The following is an 18,841-nucleotide window of genomic DNA, read 5'->3' as shown; positions in this document are numbered from 1 at the left end:
CCGCACCGGCCGGGCCCCCGCGGGCCTGGTACGCACCGGCTGGGCGGTCACCGCCGGGGTCGTGGTGATCCTGGCCCTGCACGCCTGGCAGCTGGACAAGCTGCTGCTGGTGCTGGCCCTGGTGCCCGCGGCCGGCAAGACGCTGTGGGCCTGGGCGCTGCAGGACGTGGCCGCGCAGGTGCGCGAGCGCCTGGAGGCCCGGCGCCGCCGGGCCCAGGCCGAGGCCGAGCGGCGGCGTGCCGAGGAGGAGCGCCAGGCCCAGAGGGCCGAGGAGGAGCGGGCGCAGGCCGCGCGGCTGTCCAGCGACCTGACGCCCGAGCAGCTGGAGGAGCTGGCCGAGATCGAGCGCGAGACGAACTACGTCGAGGCGCGCACCGAGGCGCAGCTGAAGCTGGAGAACGCCAAGGCCGAGGGCGAGCGCAAGCGTCGGCAGGCCGAGCACGAGGAGCGCCTGGCGGACATGGAGATGCGCGGCTACGAGCGGATGAAGACCGACAGGGTCACCGCCGACATCCTGATTGAGCGCGTGAAGCTGGGCGCCGAGCTGGAGATGGCCAAGCCGGTCACCGCGCTGCCCCCCGCCGGGCAGGGGGTGGCGGTCCCCGACGACCTGTCCGAGCTTGACTCGCAGAACGCGGCCGGGTTCGGCGGGGCCATGGCTCAGGCCTGGGGCGCGGCCCCCGGCGACCTGCAGGCGCCCCAGGGCGCCGGACACACCGCCCCGGGGCGCGCCGCGCCCCGCGTGCATCAGCAGGAGGTTGAGCTGGACGCCAACGCCGCCGCGCTGGCCGAATGGATGAACGCCCGGCTGGAGCAGGGCGAGCGCCCCAGCGTCCGGGGGGCGGCCGAGCACTTCGACCGCTCGCCCCGCACGATCCGCCGCTGGCGCGAGAAGTACCCCCACCACCGGCTGCTGAGCACGCTCGGAGAGGAGTAGGACACCAGCCCCGCCCCGGGGGCGCGCCCCCGGGGCCCCTGTTCCACCCCCTCGGGGGGTGAGCGTGTCCACCCGGCCCGTCCTGCCGGGTGGGCGCCCCCACCACTCCGAGAGCGGGCGAGGCCGCCGATGCCGCCGCCGATGCCGCCGGGCCCAGGCCCGGACGAGTCGCCGGATGAATCGGAGGACACGGCCGGTGCCCCTCACCGCTGCGCACACCCGAGAGGAAAGGAGGAGCCCCTTGTGCCCAGTGGCCCCATGACCGCGCCCGCTCCAGCGGCGGCCGAGTACCGCCCCCAGCGCGGCCGGCGGCCCCGGTGAGCGGGCGGTGCGCCCCGCGCATCGAGCGCTGGGGCGGATTCACCGACATCGGCGAGGAGACCTACCTGGCCCGCCTGGTGTGCGGCTGCGGGGCGATGGGCCCCGAGCGCATCGGCTACTTCGGTGCCGACGCCGACGCGGCCGCCCACCGGGCCGATCCCCGGCGGTTCCTGCCCCAGAGCGTGCAGGACCCGCTCTTCACTCTCTGACCTGCCTTTTTCTCCACCTGGAGGTTTGTCGTGCTGTCCCACCTGTTCAACTTCGCCCTGTGCGCGGCCGCGGTGGCCGTGCTGGCCTTCGGCATCGCCGGTCTGCTCACCGGCCAGATGCACCCCTTGGTGCTGGCGGCCGCCGCCGTGCTGCCGGTGGTGCTGCTCATCGGCGCCCGCCGGGCCGCCGGGGCGGGGGCGGTCCGATGACCGCGGTCGTCTCCGCGGCCACCGCGCTGGTGCTCATCGGTGCCGCGGTCACCCTGACCGCCCTGGTGTCCACGGCCCTGGCGGCCGCCCGGCGCCGCGGGCGCCGGGGCGAACCGGTCGAGGCGGTCTTCGCCCGCATGCGCACCGCCCGCCAGGGCGCCCCGTCCCGCTAGATCCCGCCGCCCCGGGGGCACGCCCCCGGGGCGGCCCCGCTTGAAAGGAAACGCGCGTTGTTCGGATTCTTGGCGATCTGCTGCTTCGCGGCCGCGAAGTGGCTGGACAAGAAGCTGACGATGAAGCTGTGGGGAGGCCTGGTCCCCCTGCTGGTCGGCCTCGCCGGGTCGATGCTGCTGTACGCCTCGGCAATGTCGACCACCGCCGTGGGGTGGGCCAACAACATCATGGAGCCCCTCACCAGCACGTTCGGGTCGATGATCGGCGAGCCGCTGTCGATGGCCACCATCTACGGGGTGGTGTGCATCGCCGGGTTCGCCGTCACCGTGATGGACCTGTGGAAGGACCACACCTACAACTCCAAGGCCACCACGGCGCTGATCATCACGCCGATCGCCGCGCACGGCGCGGCCGGCGGGTGGCTGCCGGGGATCATCGACACCATCCACTCGGCCGGCGCCCAGGCGGTGGCGTCCTTCGTCGGCGGCGCCGTCGGCGCATGACACGGCCGGGATCCGCAGTTCACCAGGGCCGTCGGAGGCATCAGCCTCCGGCGGCCCTCGTCGTTGGAGGACGCTGATGCACGCCACCGACCCCACGCGCCGCCACCTGCACCCGGTCCCCGACACCGGGGCGCCGGAGGCGCCGGAGGAGAACGAGCCCGCCCAGGACCCCGGGGGCCCGGCGCTGCGCCCAACCCGGCTGCTGGGCGCCCAGGACCCCGAGCCCGCCCCCGAACAAGAGCAGGGCGCCCCGGGGCGCCCCGGGGCCGGGGTGCGGCTGCGCGCCGCCGTCGAGGCGGGCAACACCTACGCCCTGTTCGCCTGGCACCGGCGGTGGGGCATCGCCATGAACTACGTCATGGACCCCCAGCTGCGCCAGGCCAAGCTGGACGAGGCCGAGGCCGAGCTGGACAAGAAGCGCCTGGCCGCCGCCAAGCGGGCCGAGAAGGTGCTGGACCCGGCCGAGAAGAAGGCCGCCAAGAAGGCCCTTGACCGGCTGGAGAACCGGATCATCTCCGAGTTCGAGGTCGACGTGCGGGTGACCGCGGCCCGCTCGATGCGGCTGATGCGCCAGCTGCTGGTCCCGGCCTGCGTGGTGGCCGGGCCCTTCGCCGCGGCCGCCGCCGGGGTGTGGGCGGGGTTCCTGGTGTGGCCGGCGGCCTGGGCGTGGCTGGCCCTGCAGGGGCGCGCCCAGGCCCAGGCCGCCACCACCTCGGTGACCGAGCAGCCGCCGCCCGCACCGCGGGCGGCCCCCGGCGCCCGGCGGCCCGCCATGGGCCCCGGAGCGCGGCCCGCTGCGCCCCGGGGCGGGGCGGGGGCGCCCCCGGCCGCGCCCCGGGGCGCCGAGCAGGACGCACCGGAACCGGCCCACGGTCCCGAGGAGGCCGTGTCCGCAATGGCCGATCCGCAGCCGGGCGCACCGGAGGCGCCCCGGGGCGCCTCCGGTGCGCCCGGCTCCCCCGCCCCGGGGCGGCAGGAGGGCCTGGTGCCCACTCCGGCCGAGCGGCACATCACCGATCGCGTGGACCGGTGGGAGGACCTGGCCAAGGCGCGGGGCCTGGAAGGGGTCAGCCCCACCGAGGGGTGGCTGGAGGAGAGCGGGCTGCGGATCCACCTGGTGCTGGACAAGCGCTGGACCCTGGAGCGGCTGCGCAAGAACCTGGGGCTGGTGCGCACGATGCTCGGGGTCCCCACCTCGGCCCGCACCGAGGTGCTTCCCGGCGAGCGCGCCGACCAGGCCCGGCTCTACATCCGCACCCGCCGCAAGGCGCTGGACACCCGCTGGCGGCCGGGCGTGCGCGGCATCGGCCTGGACACCGACACCGGCCTGGCGGTCGACCTACCGGCGGGGCGCAAGCTCATCGCCGGTACCTCCGGGTCCGGAAAGTCGGTCCTGGTCAGGGTGCGCATCGCCCAGCTGCTGCTGTCGCAGGAGCCCACCAGGGTCGTCTACATCGACGGCAAGGGCGAGGAGAGCGCCCTGTGGGAGGGCAAGGTCATCACCGCCGTGGGACCGGAGGAGATCTCCCGGCGGGTGGCCCAGCTGACCGGAGAGAACGAGCGCCGCGGGAACGAGCTGCGCCGCCTGGGCCGCACGGCCAGCTGGACGCCCACCGAGAAGGACCCGCGCATCGTCGTCATCGTCGACGAGGGCGCCGAGGTCATGGCCATGGACAGCGAGGACACCCCGATCATGGACGGCCTGATCTCCCTGGCCCGCACCGGCCGGGCCAGGTGCATCGACCTGGAGTGGGCCACGCAGAAGCCCACCCTGGGCGATGGCATCGACCGCCAGATCAACGGGGTCATGGACGTGCGGGTGGTGCTGCGCACCGCCGGAGAGACCGAGACCCGCCAGGTGCTGGGGTCGGGCTGGCCCAACCACACCTGGACCGGCGCCGGATGGGCGGTGGTCAAGGGCACCGGCCGCGACGCCGACCAGGCGCCCATCGCGGTCTGGGACGCCTCCGACGACGAGGCCACGGCCGAGTTCGTCGCCACCCTGCCCGACACCGGGCCCCTGGCCGCCCCGGCGGCCCAGGAGGACTGGATGGGCGCCCAGAAGGCGGTGCACGAGGCCCTGGCCGGGGCCGCCGGCGGCGCCTCCTCGGCCGAGCTGCAGTCGCTCACGGGCTACTCCGGCACCGCGGTCAAGAACGCCCTCGCCGAGCTGGAGAGGGCCGGGATCGTCGCCAAGGAGGGCGGGCACCGCGGCCGCTGGCGGCTGCAGTGAGTGATCAACACGGGGATCGGACACCGCCCACCCCGCAACACCCGTCACTGCCCGTGACCTGCAAGATCACCGGTTCGGCCACCGGGCGCACCCCGGTGGCCGAATCCGCCCCCGGAACCACGTCATTGCAGGTGACGGGCGGTGTCCGATCGGGCGTCCGGGCGGTGTCCGGATGCGCGATCGGACACCGCCCGGCCACCGCCGAACCGTCCGATCCATGAACACGGAAAGTAGCCAACGAGAGAGGTTCGCCGATGCTCCAGAACACGCCGATCCCGCCCGCCGACACGGCCCCGGCGACCCCGGAGGTGACCGCGGCCGAGGTGCTGGCCGTGCGCGCGCACAACGCCCCGGCCGACGCGGTGATCGCCCTTCGCCTGCGCGACATGCGGGTGGTGGCCATGCCCGCCGGCGACACCCGCGACTGGCGCGGCCGCGAGCTGGCCCTGGCCATCGCCTCCCGCACCGAGGTCATCAACGCCCTGGAACCCCACGACCCCGCCGACATCGGCGCCGTCGAAGCCCTGGCCGACCGGCTGACCGGCCACCTGGCAGTGCTCATCGCCCAGGAGGTGCTCCCGCGCCGGGGCGCCGAGGGCGCCGCGGCCTGAACACCGCCCACCGCACCGACGAAGACGAACAGGAGGACACCTGTGAGCAGCACCGACCCCGCCGGCGAGGTTCCCGACCGCCGCTGCCGCGACGTGCCCGAGCGCCAGCTGGCGCCCGGCGAGTGCGACTTCCAGACCGCCTTCGGGATGCCCGGCTCCACCTACTGCGGCGCCGCAAAGGAGCCCGGCTCCCGGTGGTGCGACTACCACGAGTGGTACGTGGCCGACCGGTGAGCCCGCGCCCACCGCAGACAGGACCGCCAGCCCCTGCCCGCCGCCCGGCGGCCGGGCCCGCCCCCTCGACACCACACCAAGGAGCACGATGCACGCCAACGCGACGATGAACCCCTACATCCCCCTGGGCGCCACCGCCGAGGGCCTGCCGGTGTGCTGGGGCCCCCTGGCCCCCGAGCACACCGCCCACTGCCTGATCGCCGGGACCGCCGGGACGGGCAAGTCCCATCTGGCCGCGTGCCTGGCCGCCGCCGCGGCAGCCGGCGGGGGCCGGGTGGCCGCCCTGCCCGGCCGCAGCAGCCTCTCGGCCGCCCACTACCTGGAGCAGGCGGGCCACGCGGCCCCGCCGACCACCCTGGAGCAGCTGCAGGCCGAGGTGGAGCAGCGCACCGCCGACCGGGCGGTGGGCAAGCCCGCCCGGGAGCTGATGGTGGTCCTGACCGACGACGCCGACACCTGGCCCCTCAACGGGGCTGAGGCCGCCGCCTTCGAGCACGTGGCCCGGCTGGGGCGCGGTACGGGCGTGGCCGTGGTGGCCACCGTCTCGGCCACGCCGACCCGGTGCCGCATGGGCGCCTACCGCCTGCCCCCCAGGCTGCGCGAGGCCCTGACGTCCGGCGGGACCGTCCTGCACCTGTCCGCGCCCGGCCGCACCTGCGATGGCCTGTCCGTGCGCGGCCCCGACACCATAAGGGAGGCCTGATATGGACCGGCCCTGGATGGGCGCCCTGGGCGCCGAACTCGCCCGCCGCGGCGTACTGACGGACGGGCAGGTGCACACGAGAGCGGGCGGGGCCTGGATCTCCCAGGCACCCGCCCCCCAAGGCCCGGAGCGGCGCATCCCTGCCAGGAGCGCTCCGGCCCCCACCAGTCTGGCACGCCGCTGCGGCCTGCAGCCCTGCGCGTGCGGCGGCTGGTTCAACCCCGCCGACCCCGCCGAGTGGAGTCGGCACAAGAACTGCGGCTGACGGCGGCGGAAGGGGTGCCGGGCAAGGGCCCGGCGCCCCTTGTCCGCTCCCTGCCGGCCCTGCGGGCCGCGCACCGACGAGGAAGGAGCCCTCAATGATCACCGCCGCCACCTACTACCTACTCATATGCGATGACTGCGGCCATGCGATGGAGGACCGCGAGGGCGATGAGGTCCTGTTCGCCGCCTCCGAGGAGGCCCACCGGGCCGCGGCCGACGGCGAGGACGGCTGGACGCTTCACCACGAGCGGGCGGTGTGCCCGCACTGCAGCCGCGCCAGGGCCTGTAAGGCGGTCGGCCACCTATGGCAGGTCCCCTGGGGGGCGCGCGACCGGGTGGCCTGCCGGCGCTGTCCCGCCCGCGCGGCCCGCGCCGAGGTGGAGGCCCCGGGGCGGCCCGTGCTGCTGCAGCCGATAGTCCTGCGGCCCCGCCCCGGGCAGTTCGCCTTCGGCGGCGACCCCCCGCCCTTCTGACCGCCCCCGGCTCTGTTCAGGCGGGGCTGCGCCCGGTCGACTCCCTGGAATAGCCCTTCCCTCCAGACCTCCTGATGTGTACGCTTGCAATGTACGAAATAGGACATTTAAAGTGTGCGGAGGTGCCCATATGGGTGAGGGGATCAAGCGCCGGGGCCCCCGGATCGGCGGCCCGGTGCCCGACCCGTCGAAGCTGCCGCAGCCGGACATGAGCGAGCCGCTGACGCCCGAGCAGGTGCGGGCGGCGGTGGCCGAGGCCCCCCTGCCCTCCCAGGAGGAGCAGCGCACCACCGTCTCCGAGCGGGCGCTGGCCACCTACGCCCGGGGGCGCATCGCCCTGCTGGGCACGGGAGGGCGGGCCTATGCGGCGATCGTGCGCCTGGAGCGCGCGGGCGCGCAGGAGAGTGACCCGGTCATCACCCCCACCGCGGCCCGGAGCATGCTCCCCGAGCTGGTGCACCGGGCCTCTATGGGCGAGCGGATCGTCATCGAGCACCGCAGCCACGGGCGGGTGGCGGCGGTGATCGGCATCGCCGACCTGTGCCGCCTGGACCCNCCCGCCGGCCCCCGCCACTGGCGGCCGGCGAACTGCCGGGGCACGACCACTACGACCCCGAGGACGTGGTCTGACCAGGCTCTTCGTGTCCACTCCGAGGGGGCGCCGGATTCTCTCCGGCGCCCCCTTGACTTTTAAATGTACGGCTCCGTACATTTAAAACATACAAAGACGGACAGTAGGACAGTGAAAAGGCGGGGCCGCCCCACCGCCAAGCAGAGTCGGCCCCGCACCTCACAGAGAGGCAGCACCATGTTCGCAGACACCGCCACCGCCGCCATCGTCTTCGCCGCCCTCTACGCCGGCCACCACGTCGGGGACTATCTGATCCAGTCCGACCACCAGGCGCTGAACAAGGGGCGGTGCGACCACGAGGGCCGCAAGGCCTGCACGGCCCACGTTCTTACGCTGACCATCGCCCAGGGCGCGGTGCTGGCCCTGGTGCTGGGGGCCACCGGCACCGCCATCGACCCGGCGGCGCTGCTGACCGGCCTGGGCATCAACGCGGTCAGCCACTTCTGGGCGGACCGGCGCTCCACGCTCAGGGGCTTGGTCCTGGCCACCGAGCGGTGGACCCACAAGATCGGGTTCTACGACGGCGGCGGGGCCGCGCACATGGACCAGGCCTGGCACATGCTCTGGCTGGTGCCCGCGGCGGTCGCGATCGCCGCCCCGCTCCCCCTTGCCGGCCTGCTGACCGCCTTCAGCGCCGCCCTGCTGGTGGCCGCCGACATCGCCTCGCGCCGGGCCCGCGCCACCGAAGCCGCCTCCCAGGGCGCCGGGGCCTGAGGGGGCCGGACGGTGCCTCTGCCCCGCCCCTTCACCGGGGGCGGGGCGGGGGGACCCGCCCGGACCCGGACGGGCCCCGACAACGACGCAGGAGGCGAGAGATGTCCTTCATCAACTTCACCACCAAGGGCCAGGACGTGGAGATCACCGACGGAAAGATCCTCGTGAACGGCCAGGAGATGACCGCCGAGGAGGCCCGGGAGGCCACCGGTATCGACATCCGGTCCTCCGCGGAAGGCCCCCTGCACCTCGGTGACGGCGACCAGCGCTGACCGCCCGGAGCCGCCCGTGCCCCGGCCACGCGGGTCGGGGCACGGGGAAGGACCGACCGGCCTGCCTTTCCCCACCTCCTGGAGGAACCGATGCCCGAACCATTCCCCCCGACCGTGCTTACCTCCGCCCGTGAGGCGATCGCCAGTGCCGGCCGCACCCGGATGCACACCTGGGACCTGGCCACGGCACTGGGCCTGTCGATCAAGGCGGTACACGAACAGCTGAGCCGGGCCGGGGTGCACCCCCTGCCGTTCCCCTTCCCCCAAGAAGGGGTCATGGCCCGGGGCTTTGACCTGGCCGACATCGACGCCGCCATCGCGGCCGAGAACGCCGGGACCCTCACACCGCGCCGCCCACACCGACTCCGGATCACCGGCATCGACGCCGCCGCCTACATGGCCGACCAGGTCAACACGCTGGCGGGCCAGCGCCAGCTGAGCGCGCACCAGGTGCGAGGCGCCGTCCGTCTCGCCCTGGCAGCGGGGGCGGCGGGCGTGGCCGCGGGGGTGATCGCTCTGACCGTCCTGATCACCGCACTTCTTTGAACGCGCCGACTGAGGAGAGGGCCGTGCACTACCGACTCACCACCCCCATCGAGCCGCACACCGTCGTCCACGCCTGGGGCGTCAGCGCCGAGGAGATCGCCCTGGCCGAACAGCGAGGGGGCCGCGTGCAGCGCCTGGAGGAGGCGCCCGCCCTCACGGTCCACGTCGGCCTCGACGCCTGACCGGCCGGCCCCTCCCGTCCCCGGGCCCGCGCCGGGGGCGGGAGGGACCGCCGGTCCGCACCCCTGACCCGTGAGGAGGACACGGTGACCGCCACCATCTGCCAGACCCCTGCCCGGGAATGGAACGAAGCCCGCGCCGTGGGCGCCCCGGTGCTGGCCCTCGTCCAAGGCCCGGATCGGGCCCCTGTCACCGCCCGCACACGCTCGCGCGCCTGGGAGTCGCCCCAGGGGCACGGCGTGGTCGCGCTGTACGGCTACTCCGGCGGCATCCCCCTGGACCTGGTCACGCCGATCGAGATCCCCGGCCACATCCATGTCACCGAGCCCCGCACCCGCTCCTGCGCCCGCTGGCACTGCACACGGTGCGACCGCACCGAGGTCCTGTGGCCCGACGAGGAGGTCCTGGACGCCTGGGCCGAGGCCGCCCGCGAGGCGGCCCGCCACGCCTGCGTTCGGGGTGCTGGCCGGCGCTGAACCGCACCCGCCCGTCGGCTCCCCCGCGCGATGATGCATCTTCCGCCCGCCCCGCGGGCCGTGACTCCAGGAAGGAACTACACCTCATGTGGCGCCCCGACTCCTACACCGTCACCGCCGACCCCCTCCTCTGGTCGCCCCGGGACCTGCGGGGCCTGCCCCCTTCCCAGCGCCCCGACGCAGTCGGAGACGACCACGCCGCCGACCGCTCCCCCGACGGCACTTGGCGGATCCGCGTCGGCCCGGCCTACCAGGCCGCCGCGGTCCGCGCCGCCCTGGACCAGGGGGATGACCTGTTCATCGCCCTGGCACGAGGCGGGTGCGCCGAGACCCGCCGCCATCCGGGTGCTCTCCGTCAGCCCGAACCGCTGAGCCGATCCCGAGCCGCCCTTTCCCGGACACCCCCGGGGGAGGGCGGCTTTTTGCTGTCCAGGGCCTTCGAGTGGCAGTTCGGGCCCGGGGGCGGTTGACACCAACCAGATATATTATATTATATATGTAGTTGGGAAGCGGGGGTGGCACCCCGCCCCGACCCGAAGCACCCGACCGAACAGGAAAAGGACCCCTATGAACCGCAAGCGCGGCCTCATCCGGCGCCTCGCGAACCGCCCCGCGCTCCCGCTAGCGGGCATCGCCGGCATGCTCATCGTCCAGGGCGCCCTCGTCGTGCTCATCCCGCACCCGCTGGTCATGGCGTGCGGCGCCGCCCAGGTGCTCATCGTGAGCGCGGTCGCGGCCTACGTCGCCGCGCTCCCGCGGCCTTCCGAGGGCCCCACCGAGTAGCGGGCAGGACCGCCGACCGGGGGCCCGCGCCCCTGGTCGCCCACAGGCAGGCGGCGGCGCCCTGGGACCGGGCGCCGCCGCACCCCCAGCGACTACAGCGAGGATAGGAATGGTCACGCTGCATGACACCCGGGGTGCCCGGTCCGAGCACGCGACCCCGGCAGGGATCTGGGGCCCGGTAACCGCGGTCGAGGCCCTCGACGTCGAGACCACCGGCCTGGACGAGGAGAACGACCGCATCGTCTCCATCGCCCTGGTCCGCCTGGCCGCCGACAGCGCCCCGACCGTGCGGCGCTGGCTCATCGCCCCCGAGCCCGGCACCGACTTCCCCGAGGAGGCCGTGCGCGTCCACGGCATCACCGCCGACCACGCCCGCACCCACGGGCGGCCCGCCGCCGAGGTGCTGGCCCAGGTCCGCGCCCACCTGGAGCACGCCCTGGACCAGGGCACCCCCCTGACCGCCTACAACGCCCCCTTCGACCTGAGCTTCGTCGACCGCGCCCTGGTGCGCGCCGGACTGGTACTGGAGTGCCGACAGCGCCTGCGAGTCCTGGACCCCATGGCCCTGGACCACCTGGCCGACCCCCACCGGCCCGGCCCGCGCAACCTGGGCGCGGTCTGCGCCCACTACGGCGTCGACCTGCAGGACGCCCACGAAGCCCGCGCCGACGCCGAAGCCGCCGCCCGCCTCGTGGGCGCCATCGCCACCGCCCACCCCCGGCTGGCACGCACCAGCCTGGAAGAGCTGCAGGCCCAGCAGCGCCGCGCCTACGCCGACCAGGCCGCCGCCCGGCAGGAGCGCCTGCGCCGCACCCGCGACCCGCGCGCCTACATCGACCCGCACTGGCCGATCCGCCCCCGCGCCTGACACCCACGTGGAGGAGAGCATGAGCATGGATACCGCAGAAGCCGCCCCGCCCCAGGACGCCCGAGCGACCGCCACCGTCGGGGCCCTGCACCTGGCGCTGGGGGCCGTGGCGCCCCACCGCGCCGAGGAGGACAGCGGCGTCCACCACGTCCTCGGCGGCATCCGCCTGGAGGCCGCCGGCGGCGGCCTGGTCGCCGTGGCCACCGACCGGCACACCCTGGCCGCCGCCCGGGTGGACAACGCCGAGACCACCGGCGACCTGGCCCTCACCCTGACCCCCGATGCCGCCGACCGGATGCTGTGGACCCTGGGCCGCCTTGCCAGGATCGACGCGGACAGCCCGGCGGAGCTGTCGCTGGAGGGGGACGGCCGCCTCCGGGTGTACTACAGGACCCCCACCCCGCCGGGCGTCACCAGCGTGCTGGACACCATCGCCCCGCACCGGTGGCCCGACTGGCGGGCCCTGTTCGCGCCGACCCCGGCCGAGGCCGGCGCCCAGGTGCTCATCCGGCCCGACCACGCGGCGCGGCTGGACGTGCCGCTCCTGCGCGGGCGAGGAGGCGTGCGCATCACCGCCTGCGGCCGCCAGACCGCCTCCCCCGAGCTCCCCGGTCACTACCTGGTGACCAGCGGGGACGACTTCGCCGCTATAGTCGCGCCGACCCGACAGAACGCGGAGCCCACCGCTGGCGCGCTTGAGCCCGAGCAAACCATCGAGCGCCTGATCGGCACGTAGGGAAGCCTCCAACCGAGTCGGATGACCCACCTGCCGACCTCCAGAGAGGGCCGTGGGTCTGTGGTGCAACCCTGCCCGGAGCAGTCGCTCCGGGCAGGGTTATTTACGCTCGAACCGAGAGGCGTGCTGTATAGCGCTGGGGCGAGAGAAAAGTGTGCTGTACGATGCTGCGAACCAACACAGCTACCTCCTGAGCAGGTTGCAGTCGCACATTCGCTCGCACAGTCAGCGATGTAATCGCACAAGCGGTCGCACATGTAGGCGCGCGAGCGGCGCGGCAGCAGGGAGGGCGTGCGATCGGAGGAACAGACAGTGCCAACGAAGCGGCATAAGCGGGTATCGCTGAACAACAACAAGGGCGGGGCCATGAAGACCGCCTTGACGCTCGGGCTCGCCGAGTCACTGGCGGTCAAGGGCCACTCGGTGCTCGTAATCGATATGGACCCCCAGGCCAATGCGTCGCGACGCCTCGGCGTCGCCTTCGACCCGGCAGACCCGCAGCCGACCATCTCCGAGGCCATCCAGAAGGCCGAACCGGGGATCGCCGCGCAGGTCATCAAGCCGTGCGCATGGGGAGGCGACTACGAAGACCGCATCTGGGTGGCGCCATCGCGCTTTGACCTGGAGAACCGGATCAGCGAGGCGTCCGTGACCGGTGCGGTACGGCGGCTGGACACCGTCCTGGACGGTGCGGACGACGATTTCGACGTCGTCCTCGTGGACTGCCCGCCGTCCCTAGGGCACCTGACCCAGCTGGCCTTCGCCGCAGTGGGGCACGCGCTCATCGCCTCGGCCCCCGAATACGACGACGTCGAGGGCGCAGTCCGCACCCGCGACTTCATCGACCTCCAGGCGGGCAACCTCTACAACCCGGAACTGACCCTGCTCGGCGTCATCGTGACCCGGGTCCGCTCCAACCTCGGTGCCCACCAGCACCAGCTCGAAGGCATGCCCGACACCTTCGGCGACAGCCTCTGGGCACCGCAGATCCCCGAGCGCGCCGTGGTCAAAGACGCCAACGACGCCGCCGTGCCGATCCGGACACTGCGCGGGGGCACTGATGTGACCACCCTGATCGACGACCACGCCCTCCACCTGATCCAGAAGCTGGGGATCGCAGCATGAGCAACAGGAAGCCGCCCCGGAACCGCCCCGGCAACACCTCCACCCTGGTGCCCAACGTCGAGCCGATCGGCGTACCAGGGGGCATGACCGCCCCCGCCGAGCCCACCACGCAGCCCGAGCCCGATCAGGCCGAGGCAGCGCCCACCAAGGCGCCTGAGGTGGAGGGTGAGGCCACCGCGCCCCAGGAGAGGGCATCGGGACCGGACGCCTCCACGGACACTTCGACTCGGCCCTCCAGCGACGCCACGCAGGCGGCGCCGACGCCCACGCGCTCGCCGAACACCTCCAGCGGCGGGACGGCCCGTGACCGGCTCGAAGCGAGCGCGATGAGGGCGCGCCTGCAGTCCCGTGAATGGGACTCCCACACGGTGCGACTGCCCGAGCCCCTGTGGAACCGGCTGCAGGAGCGGGTGGAACGGGACCAGAAGGCCTACGGGCGCGCGGTGGTGGCCATGAACCACTACCTCAACGCGGCCTTCGAGGCGATTCCCGCCGCTCCCACCAAGGCCGCCAAGATGGCGGTGGAGCACCAGATCCAAGCCGGGCTCTGCCCGCCGGCCAGCAGGAGCAGCGGCACCCGACTGCACTCTGACGTGCGAGGTAAGCTGGAGATGCTCCCCGCGCAGATGCGCCGGATCGCACGCCCGGGGCTGCTGGGCCACCTACAAGCCGCTGCGTTGACGCGGTTCCTGGACGAGCTGGACGAACTCGACCAGTAAGAGCGTTCCCGGTGGGCCCTGTTCCTGGCTGCCCTGGGCAGGACCCACCGCCCATGCAGGCCTTGACCTGACCGCACTGCGGCGCATCCCCGTGCGCACCGTCGCGCCCGACACCCGCCCCGGTGGTCGACTACATCGCCCAAGCCCAGCGCCTACTGCAGCGCTGACCGCCCCGCCCCGGGCTCGCCCGCGGTCCCGGGCCGCCCGGATTCGGCCGACGCCCGCTCGGGGCGCGAAGCCCTGACACGGAAAAAGCCCCGCCCTACCCTTGGAAGTGCGACCAACCAGGGAGGCGGAGCCGTGCCCCAGGATACCCCCGACACCCCCATCGGCGAGAGGGTTCGCCGCGCCCGCCGCGCCCGGGGGATGTCCATCGACGTCCTGGCCGGGCTGATCGGCAGGTCCAAGGGCTGGATGAGCATGGTCGAGCGCGGCCGGCTCCCCCTGGACAAGCGCGCCGACATCGCGGCCATCGCCCAGACCCTCGAAATCGCCGCCGACGACCTCATCGGCGAGCCCGCCCCCGACCTGGCCGCCCGCCTGCCCCACATCAACCTGACCCGGCTGCGCGAGGTCCTGCACGAGTACTCCCTGGACGACCCGCCGGACGTGCCCGTGCGCCCCCCGGACCTGGTCGCCGCCGACCTGCGCACCCTCGACGACCAGCTGCGCGCCACCGACTACGACGCCATGATGCGCACCCTGCCCGGCGTCATGGAGGAACTGCACACGGCCGCGCACCTGGGCGAACCGGAGCGCTCCCAGGCCCTTCGCCAGCTGATCACCGCCGCCGGCCTGGCCGTGATCGTCATGCGGCACTTCGGCCACGCGGACCTGGCCTGGATCTGCGGAGACCGGGCCCGCTCCGCGGCGGCGCGGCTGGAGGATCCGGTGTGGTGGGCGGCCGCCGCCTACCAGCGGGCGCACGCCCGCCCCAGCGCGAACCGCTCCAGGGCACTGCTGGACACGCCCCGCATCGCCGACGAACTGGAGCCGCACATCGGCGACGACGCGATGGCGCACCAGGTGCACGGGATGCTGCGGCTGTCCTCGGCGCTGGCGCACCAGGTCTGCGGGGACCACGACGCGGCCAGGGAGCAGGCGGCCGAGGCCGCCCGCCTGGCGGCCCGGTTCGAGGTCCCCGACGACCCGCACGCCTGGGAGCTGTTCGGAGTGGCCAACGTCGGTGTCTGGCGCACCACCCTGGCGGTGGAGGCCGGGGACGCGGCCGAGGCGATGCGCATCTCGGACGGGGTGGACCTGAGCGCCCTGGCCTCCAAGAACCGCCGGGCGGCGCTGCTGATGGACCGGTTCAGGGCCCTGCACATGCTCGGGCGCGACCGGCAGGCCGCCCGCGAACTGCACAAGGCCGAGCGGCTCTCCCCAGCCCAGGTCCGCCACTCGCCGCTGGTGCGTGAAACGGTCCGGGACATGACGGCGGTAAAGGACAAAACCCTGCGGGGGATCGCCTGGCGGATGGGTGCCATCTGACCAGCAGCACTGGGTTCAATCCGCTGAACTTTCACCGGGGTCGCGGCCCCTAGCGTGCGATCATGGCCTTCCCCACTTGCGACGACGAACTGCAGCAGCTGCAGGACGACGCGCCCGGCTGGCGGATCTGGCGGTCCGCGCAGGGGACCCTGTGGGTGGCGACCCGCACGGTCGACGACGACGTGGAGCCGACCGTGATCGCAGAATCCGCGGCCCGGCTCCGGGAGAGCCTGCGCACCCCACAGCGCCGCATCGCCCGGCCCCTGACCGCTGACCAGCTCGCCAAAGTCGTCCGGGAGCTCGCGCGATGAGCACGATGAGCACGCAGTGGACCTTCCATACGCGGCGCAGCAACCGCGGCCATGTCCGGCTCTGCTGCGCCGCACGCCCCGACCCCGAGTACCCCGGCAGGACCGAGGAGGTCGCCGCCCCCACCCGGGACGAACTGGAAGCGGCCCTTGAGGTCCACGCCCGGCTCGATGCGCTGCGCGCGGTCTACGGCGCCGAGTGGGTGGTCGGCGCCGACGGGGTCATGCCCCAGGGCAGGATCCGGTGGGTGTGGGCCGCACCCCGCCGGCCGGGGCGCCCGGCGCCGCGCCCGTTCTCCGCAGTGGACGAGCTGGAGGCCTTCCTCAAGGCCGCCGCCGACGGCGACCCGGCGCGCCTGCAGGCGCTCTGAGACCCCGCGCCGCCCGACAGGAGCGCGGAGGCGCGGCGGAACCGGCCCCAGCGCCGCCCCCCGGGGGCCGGCCGCCCCCGCCCGGGCCGCCCCGCGGGCGACCCCTTCCCCAGGCGGGGCCCGGGGCGCCGGGGCACCTAGTGGCCCCGGCGCCCTCACAGGTCCAGGCGGCCGAACGGGTCGCGGGCGCGGTCCTCGGCCGGGCGGACGTAGCCCTCCAGGGCGCTGGACCCCGGGGCCCACCGGCCGCGGCGGGCGATATGGGCCCGGTCCACCCCGGCCTCGGCAAGCGCGGTGGCCGGTCCGGCACGCAGGCTGTGCGCGCTCACCCCCGACAGCCCCGCCTCCTCGGCCAGGCCTTTGATGATGCGGCCGAAGGACCTGGGGTCCATCCGCCCGCCGGTGGGGCGCCCGGCCGCCGCCGGCGCCCCGGCCAGGCGGCCGTGCCGGTCGATCCCGCGCAGCAGCGGCCCCGAGGTCACCCCGGCCTCGGCCAGAGCCGCCAGGTAGGCCCCGGTGGTACGCACCGGGCAGGTCTCCAGGTGGCGCCCGTAGCCCACCTGCACCCGCGCCCCCGCACCTTGCCGGTCGGTCTTGGAGGCGGCGATGTAGACCTCCAGGCCGTGGGCGGTGAAGTCGATGTCGCCGACGTCCAGGGCGCAGACCTCCGAGCGCCGGCCCAGCAGGTGGTAGCCCAGCACCAGGGCGGTGCGGTCGCGCAGGGAGCGCAGGTCGCCGCCGGGGCGGGCGGCGACCATGGCGCGCAGCTCCTCGGTGGTGATCGCGTGGGCCCGGCGCTTGCGGCGGCGCAGGCTCCGGGCGTGGCCGGAGATCACCTTGGCCGCCTTGTCCGAGGCCAGGGGGTGCTCGGCCAGCTCGTGGAGCGCGCGGATCGCGGCCAGGGCGCGGCGCAGGGTGGCCGGGGCCGGCGGCGGGTCGGCCCGTGCCCGAGCCGAGAAGTACTCCACCAGGGTCGCCGCGGAAGCGGGCAGGGCGGTGCGGCCGTGTCCGGCGCACCAGGCGGCGAAGCGCCGCCAGTCGGCGGCGTAGGCGCGGCGGGTGTTGGGCGCCCACCCGGCCAGCAGGTCCTCGGCCGCGGACGCCGACAGCGGCTCGACCTGCCCTACGGGGGACGCCGGGAGCGCGGGCAGCAGCGCGCCGTCCCGGTCCGCCGCGCTCACGGGCGCGCCCCGCTTTCCGGGCGCGGGGCCGGGGTGCGCCGGGCGCGGGCTGGCTGGCGGGCGGTCACGGGCGGCTCCCGGGATCGGCGGTGTCCTCCCCCGATGATGCCACCGGGGCGGCGGCTCGGGCAGGTGCGCAGCCCCTACGGCCGGCTCCGCGAGGCCTACATGCCCGGGGAGTGGTGCGCGGGGCGGCCGGCAGGCCCGCCCGGGGGACCACCGAGATAGGGGGGCGAGGAGGATTGCTACAGGAATATCTAGATTGCTCTAGACATACCATCTAGGGCGCACTATATTTAGGAGTGTCAGCGAAACAGGAGGCCCAGATGGACACCGCCGCAGCCGCCGCCCAGGCCGGAGTCACCGTCCCGACCATCCGCACCTGGTGCCGCATCGGCGCCGTCGCCGCCGTCAAGACCGCCGGCCGGTGGATCGTCTCCGCCGCCTCCCTCGCCCGCCGCATCCGCTTCGGCTGCAAGGAGACCACCGTGGACACCACCCCCCGCTACCGCTGCGGACACCCGGTCCAGCCCACCCGCCGCAACCCCGACCCCGAGGCGCGCCCCCGCCGCGACTGCCGCCCCTGCAAGGACCAGCGCCGCGCGGACGCCCACGCCGCCCTCCGCCTCCCCGGCATCCAGGGCACCCCGAAGGAGGTCGCCCGCGCCGCCGACATCCGCACCCAGTGGCTCGACGACGCACTGACCACCACCCTTGCCGGCGACCTGGTCTTGGGCGAGGGCATGGGCTACGAAACCGCCGACCTGGGCACCTGGGCCAGCGCCGAGCAGGCCGCCGAGGACATCACCCGCCTGCTCGCCGACCGGACCGAGGCCGCCTGGTGGATTCAGCACCGTGGCCACATCGGCGCAGCCCTGCGCGCCCGCGCCTGAGGAGACCGACATGCGCCCCGCCGACTACTACCGCATCGACTACGAGAGAATCCGCGCCCTGCCCCGGCCCGAAGCGCTCGACGTCCTCGACGCCATCCGCCGCGACGTCACCTCCGCGACCGGCGCCGAGCGCGCCCGCATCGTCGCCGCCGAGGTCGAGGCCCAAGCCGCCGCGCACGGCCACCACGGCGCCCAGCGCCGCGCCGCCGCAGCCCTGGACATGAAGCCCGCCCGCCTCGGGCAGCTCTACAAGGAGTCACAGATGATCCGCCTGAAGATCCAGTGGGCCCCCGTGCCCGCCGACCGCGCCGCCGACCTGCTAGAGGACACCCACCCCGACCTGGCCGCGCGGCTGCGCACCTCGGAGTGGGTGCCCATGACCCTGGACGAGGCCCGCGCCACGGAGGCCGCCACCCGCGGCGACGACCCCGTCGAGGGGCACCGCGAGGCCTGGATGCACGCCGCCGCGGCCGTGGACACCCTCAGGGCCGAGCACCGGCGCCAGGAGCATCTGGCGCGGATGCGCGAGATCGGCGTCCAGGGGTGGGTCTCCGAGCAGGCCGCCGAGGGCGAGATCGCCCCCCTGCACCGGGCCGCCGGCGTCCTGGGCATGGACGTGGCCGGCGCCGAGGCCGACGAGCGGGACGTGCGCAGGCGGGCAGCCGAACTGGGGGG

At 74.5% G+C, this 18,841-nt stretch carries 28 protein-coding genes; 27 read left to right on the top strand and 1 reads right to left on the bottom strand.

What is annotated here, in order from left to right; genetic code table 11:
- From D450_RS33790 to D450_RS0126085, 25 genes are all read left to right on the top strand, one after another.
- Positions 1–937 (top strand): hypothetical protein (locus tag D450_RS33790; protein ID WP_039821014.1); only part of this gene is annotated, 937 nt, incomplete at its 5' end.
- Positions 938–1,254: 317 nt separating this feature from the next.
- Positions 1,255–1,467, top strand: coding sequence for a hypothetical protein (locus D450_RS0126200; protein ID WP_017541588.1), 213 nt, complete (start codon positions 1,255–1,257; stop codon positions 1,465–1,467).
- 30 nt (positions 1,468–1,497) lie between these two features.
- The gene (locus D450_RS0126195; RefSeq protein ID WP_017541587.1) at positions 1,498–1,677 is read left to right on the top strand and encodes a hypothetical protein; all 180 of its coding nucleotides are present in this window, start codon (positions 1,498–1,500) and stop codon (positions 1,675–1,677) included.
- Positions 1,674–1,850 carry a hypothetical protein gene (locus D450_RS33785; RefSeq protein ID WP_017541586.1) on the top strand — a complete coding sequence of 59 codons (177 nt, stop codon included), beginning with the start codon at positions 1,674–1,676 and terminating at the stop codon, positions 1,848–1,850. The genes D450_RS0126195 and D450_RS33785 overlap by 4 nt, the downstream gene beginning before the upstream one ends.
- Before the next feature lie 57 nt (positions 1,851–1,907).
- Positions 1,908–2,354 carry a hypothetical protein gene (locus D450_RS0126185; RefSeq protein WP_017541585.1) on the top strand — a complete coding sequence of 149 codons (447 nt, stop codon included), beginning with the start codon at positions 1,908–1,910 and terminating at the stop codon, positions 2,352–2,354.
- 76 nt (positions 2,355–2,430) lie between these two features.
- Positions 2,431–4,587: an FtsK/SpoIIIE domain-containing protein gene (locus D450_RS31390; RefSeq protein WP_039821013.1), complete on the top strand. Its 2,157-nt coding sequence runs from the start codon at positions 2,431–2,433 to the stop codon at positions 4,585–4,587.
- A 254-nt stretch (positions 4,588–4,841) separates the two neighbouring features.
- Positions 4,842–5,198, top strand: coding sequence for a hypothetical protein (locus D450_RS0126175; RefSeq protein WP_017541584.1), 357 nt, complete (start codon positions 4,842–4,844; stop codon positions 5,196–5,198).
- A 42-nt stretch (positions 5,199–5,240) separates the two neighbouring features.
- Entirely contained in the window at positions 5,241–5,432 is a 192-nt protein-coding gene (locus D450_RS0126170; protein WP_017541583.1) for a hypothetical protein, read from the top strand.
- Between the two features lie 88 nt (positions 5,433–5,520).
- Positions 5,521–6,135, top strand: a complete 615-nt coding sequence (locus D450_RS0126165) for a hypothetical protein (RefSeq protein WP_017541582.1) — start codon at positions 5,521–5,523, stop codon at positions 6,133–6,135.
- Between the two features lies 1 nt (position 6,136).
- A complete protein-coding gene (locus D450_RS31385) occupies positions 6,137–6,400 on the top strand; it encodes a hypothetical protein (protein ID WP_017541581.1) in 264 nt (87 codons plus the stop codon).
- Positions 6,401–6,494: 94 nt separating this feature from the next.
- Positions 6,495–6,872 (top strand): hypothetical protein, encoded by a 378-nt coding sequence (locus D450_RS0126160; RefSeq protein ID WP_017541580.1) that lies wholly within the window; start codon positions 6,495–6,497, stop codon positions 6,870–6,872.
- 808 nt (positions 6,873–7,680) lie between these two features.
- Positions 7,681–8,217, top strand: a complete 537-nt coding sequence (locus D450_RS31380; protein ID WP_017541578.1) for a DUF3307 domain-containing protein — start codon at positions 7,681–7,683, stop codon at positions 8,215–8,217.
- Between the two features lie 101 nt (positions 8,218–8,318).
- Entirely contained in the window at positions 8,319–8,489 is a 171-nt protein-coding gene (locus D450_RS33780; RefSeq protein ID WP_017541577.1) for a hypothetical protein, read from the top strand.
- A 90-nt stretch (positions 8,490–8,579) separates the two neighbouring features.
- The gene (locus tag D450_RS0126140; RefSeq protein WP_152520922.1) at positions 8,580–9,035 is read left to right on the top strand and encodes a hypothetical protein; all 456 of its coding nucleotides are present in this window, start codon (positions 8,580–8,582) and stop codon (positions 9,033–9,035) included.
- A gap of 23 nt (positions 9,036–9,058) precedes the next feature.
- Complete coding sequence (locus D450_RS33775; RefSeq protein WP_017541575.1) at positions 9,059–9,217, top strand: hypothetical protein; 159 nt, start codon at positions 9,059–9,061, stop codon at positions 9,215–9,217.
- Between the two features lie 84 nt (positions 9,218–9,301).
- Complete coding sequence (locus D450_RS33120; RefSeq protein WP_017541574.1) at positions 9,302–9,691, top strand: hypothetical protein; 390 nt, start codon at positions 9,302–9,304, stop codon at positions 9,689–9,691.
- Between the two features lie 86 nt (positions 9,692–9,777).
- Positions 9,778–10,161 (top strand): hypothetical protein, encoded by a 384-nt coding sequence (locus D450_RS0126125; RefSeq protein WP_017541573.1) that lies wholly within the window; start codon positions 9,778–9,780, stop codon positions 10,159–10,161.
- A 97-nt stretch (positions 10,162–10,258) separates the two neighbouring features.
- The gene (locus D450_RS0126120; RefSeq protein WP_017541572.1) at positions 10,259–10,474 is read left to right on the top strand and encodes a hypothetical protein; all 216 of its coding nucleotides are present in this window, start codon (positions 10,259–10,261) and stop codon (positions 10,472–10,474) included.
- A gap of 109 nt (positions 10,475–10,583) precedes the next feature.
- A complete protein-coding gene (locus D450_RS0126115) occupies positions 10,584–11,342 on the top strand; it encodes an exonuclease domain-containing protein (RefSeq protein ID WP_017541571.1) in 759 nt (252 codons plus the stop codon).
- Between the two features lie 25 nt (positions 11,343–11,367).
- Positions 11,368–12,078 carry a beta clamp domain-containing protein gene (locus tag D450_RS0126110; protein WP_017541570.1) on the top strand — a complete coding sequence of 237 codons (711 nt, stop codon included), beginning with the start codon at positions 11,368–11,370 and terminating at the stop codon, positions 12,076–12,078.
- A gap of 312 nt (positions 12,079–12,390) precedes the next feature.
- The gene (locus tag D450_RS0126105; protein ID WP_206539670.1) at positions 12,391–13,203 is read left to right on the top strand and encodes a ParA family protein; all 813 of its coding nucleotides are present in this window, start codon (positions 12,391–12,393) and stop codon (positions 13,201–13,203) included.
- Positions 13,200–13,922 carry a hypothetical protein gene (locus D450_RS0126100; RefSeq protein WP_026128781.1) on the top strand — a complete coding sequence of 241 codons (723 nt, stop codon included), beginning with the start codon at positions 13,200–13,202 and terminating at the stop codon, positions 13,920–13,922. Before D450_RS0126105 ends, D450_RS0126100 begins: the two co-directional genes overlap by 4 nt.
- A gap of 300 nt (positions 13,923–14,222) precedes the next feature.
- Positions 14,223–15,413 carry a helix-turn-helix domain-containing protein gene (locus D450_RS0126095; protein ID WP_017541568.1) on the top strand — a complete coding sequence of 397 codons (1,191 nt, stop codon included), beginning with the start codon at positions 14,223–14,225 and terminating at the stop codon, positions 15,411–15,413.
- 62 nt (positions 15,414–15,475) lie between these two features.
- Positions 15,476–15,724 carry a hypothetical protein gene (locus D450_RS0126090; protein ID WP_017541567.1) on the top strand — a complete coding sequence of 83 codons (249 nt, stop codon included), beginning with the start codon at positions 15,476–15,478 and terminating at the stop codon, positions 15,722–15,724.
- Complete coding sequence (locus D450_RS0126085; protein ID WP_017541566.1) at positions 15,721–16,092, top strand: hypothetical protein; 372 nt, start codon at positions 15,721–15,723, stop codon at positions 16,090–16,092. The genes D450_RS0126090 and D450_RS0126085 overlap by 4 nt, the downstream gene beginning before the upstream one ends.
- A gap of 155 nt (positions 16,093–16,247) precedes the next feature.
- Here D450_RS0126085 and D450_RS31375 read toward each other — a convergent pair whose 3' ends face one another.
- Complete coding sequence (locus D450_RS31375) at positions 16,248–17,273, bottom strand: site-specific integrase (RefSeq protein WP_017541565.1); 1,026 nt, start codon at positions 17,271–17,273, stop codon at positions 16,248–16,250.
- A 326-nt stretch (positions 17,274–17,599) separates the two neighbouring features.
- On the opposite strand from D450_RS31375, the gene D450_RS0126075 reads away from it, so the two are divergent.
- Both D450_RS0126075 and D450_RS31370 read left to right on the top strand, forming a co-directional pair.
- Complete coding sequence (locus D450_RS0126075) at positions 17,600–18,166, top strand: hypothetical protein (protein ID WP_017541564.1); 567 nt, start codon at positions 17,600–17,602, stop codon at positions 18,164–18,166.
- A gap of 10 nt (positions 18,167–18,176) precedes the next feature.
- Positions 18,177–18,841: hypothetical protein (locus D450_RS31370; protein ID WP_152520921.1), on the top strand; the 665-nt coding region annotated here is incomplete at its 3' end.

The sequence above is a fragment of the Nocardiopsis halophila DSM 44494 genome (genome assembly GCF_000341245.1).
GTDB classification, from domain to species: domain Bacteria; phylum Actinomycetota; class Actinomycetes; order Streptosporangiales; family Streptosporangiaceae; genus Nocardiopsis_A; species Nocardiopsis_A halophila.
This window is presented reverse-complemented; position numbering and strand designations above follow the sequence as displayed.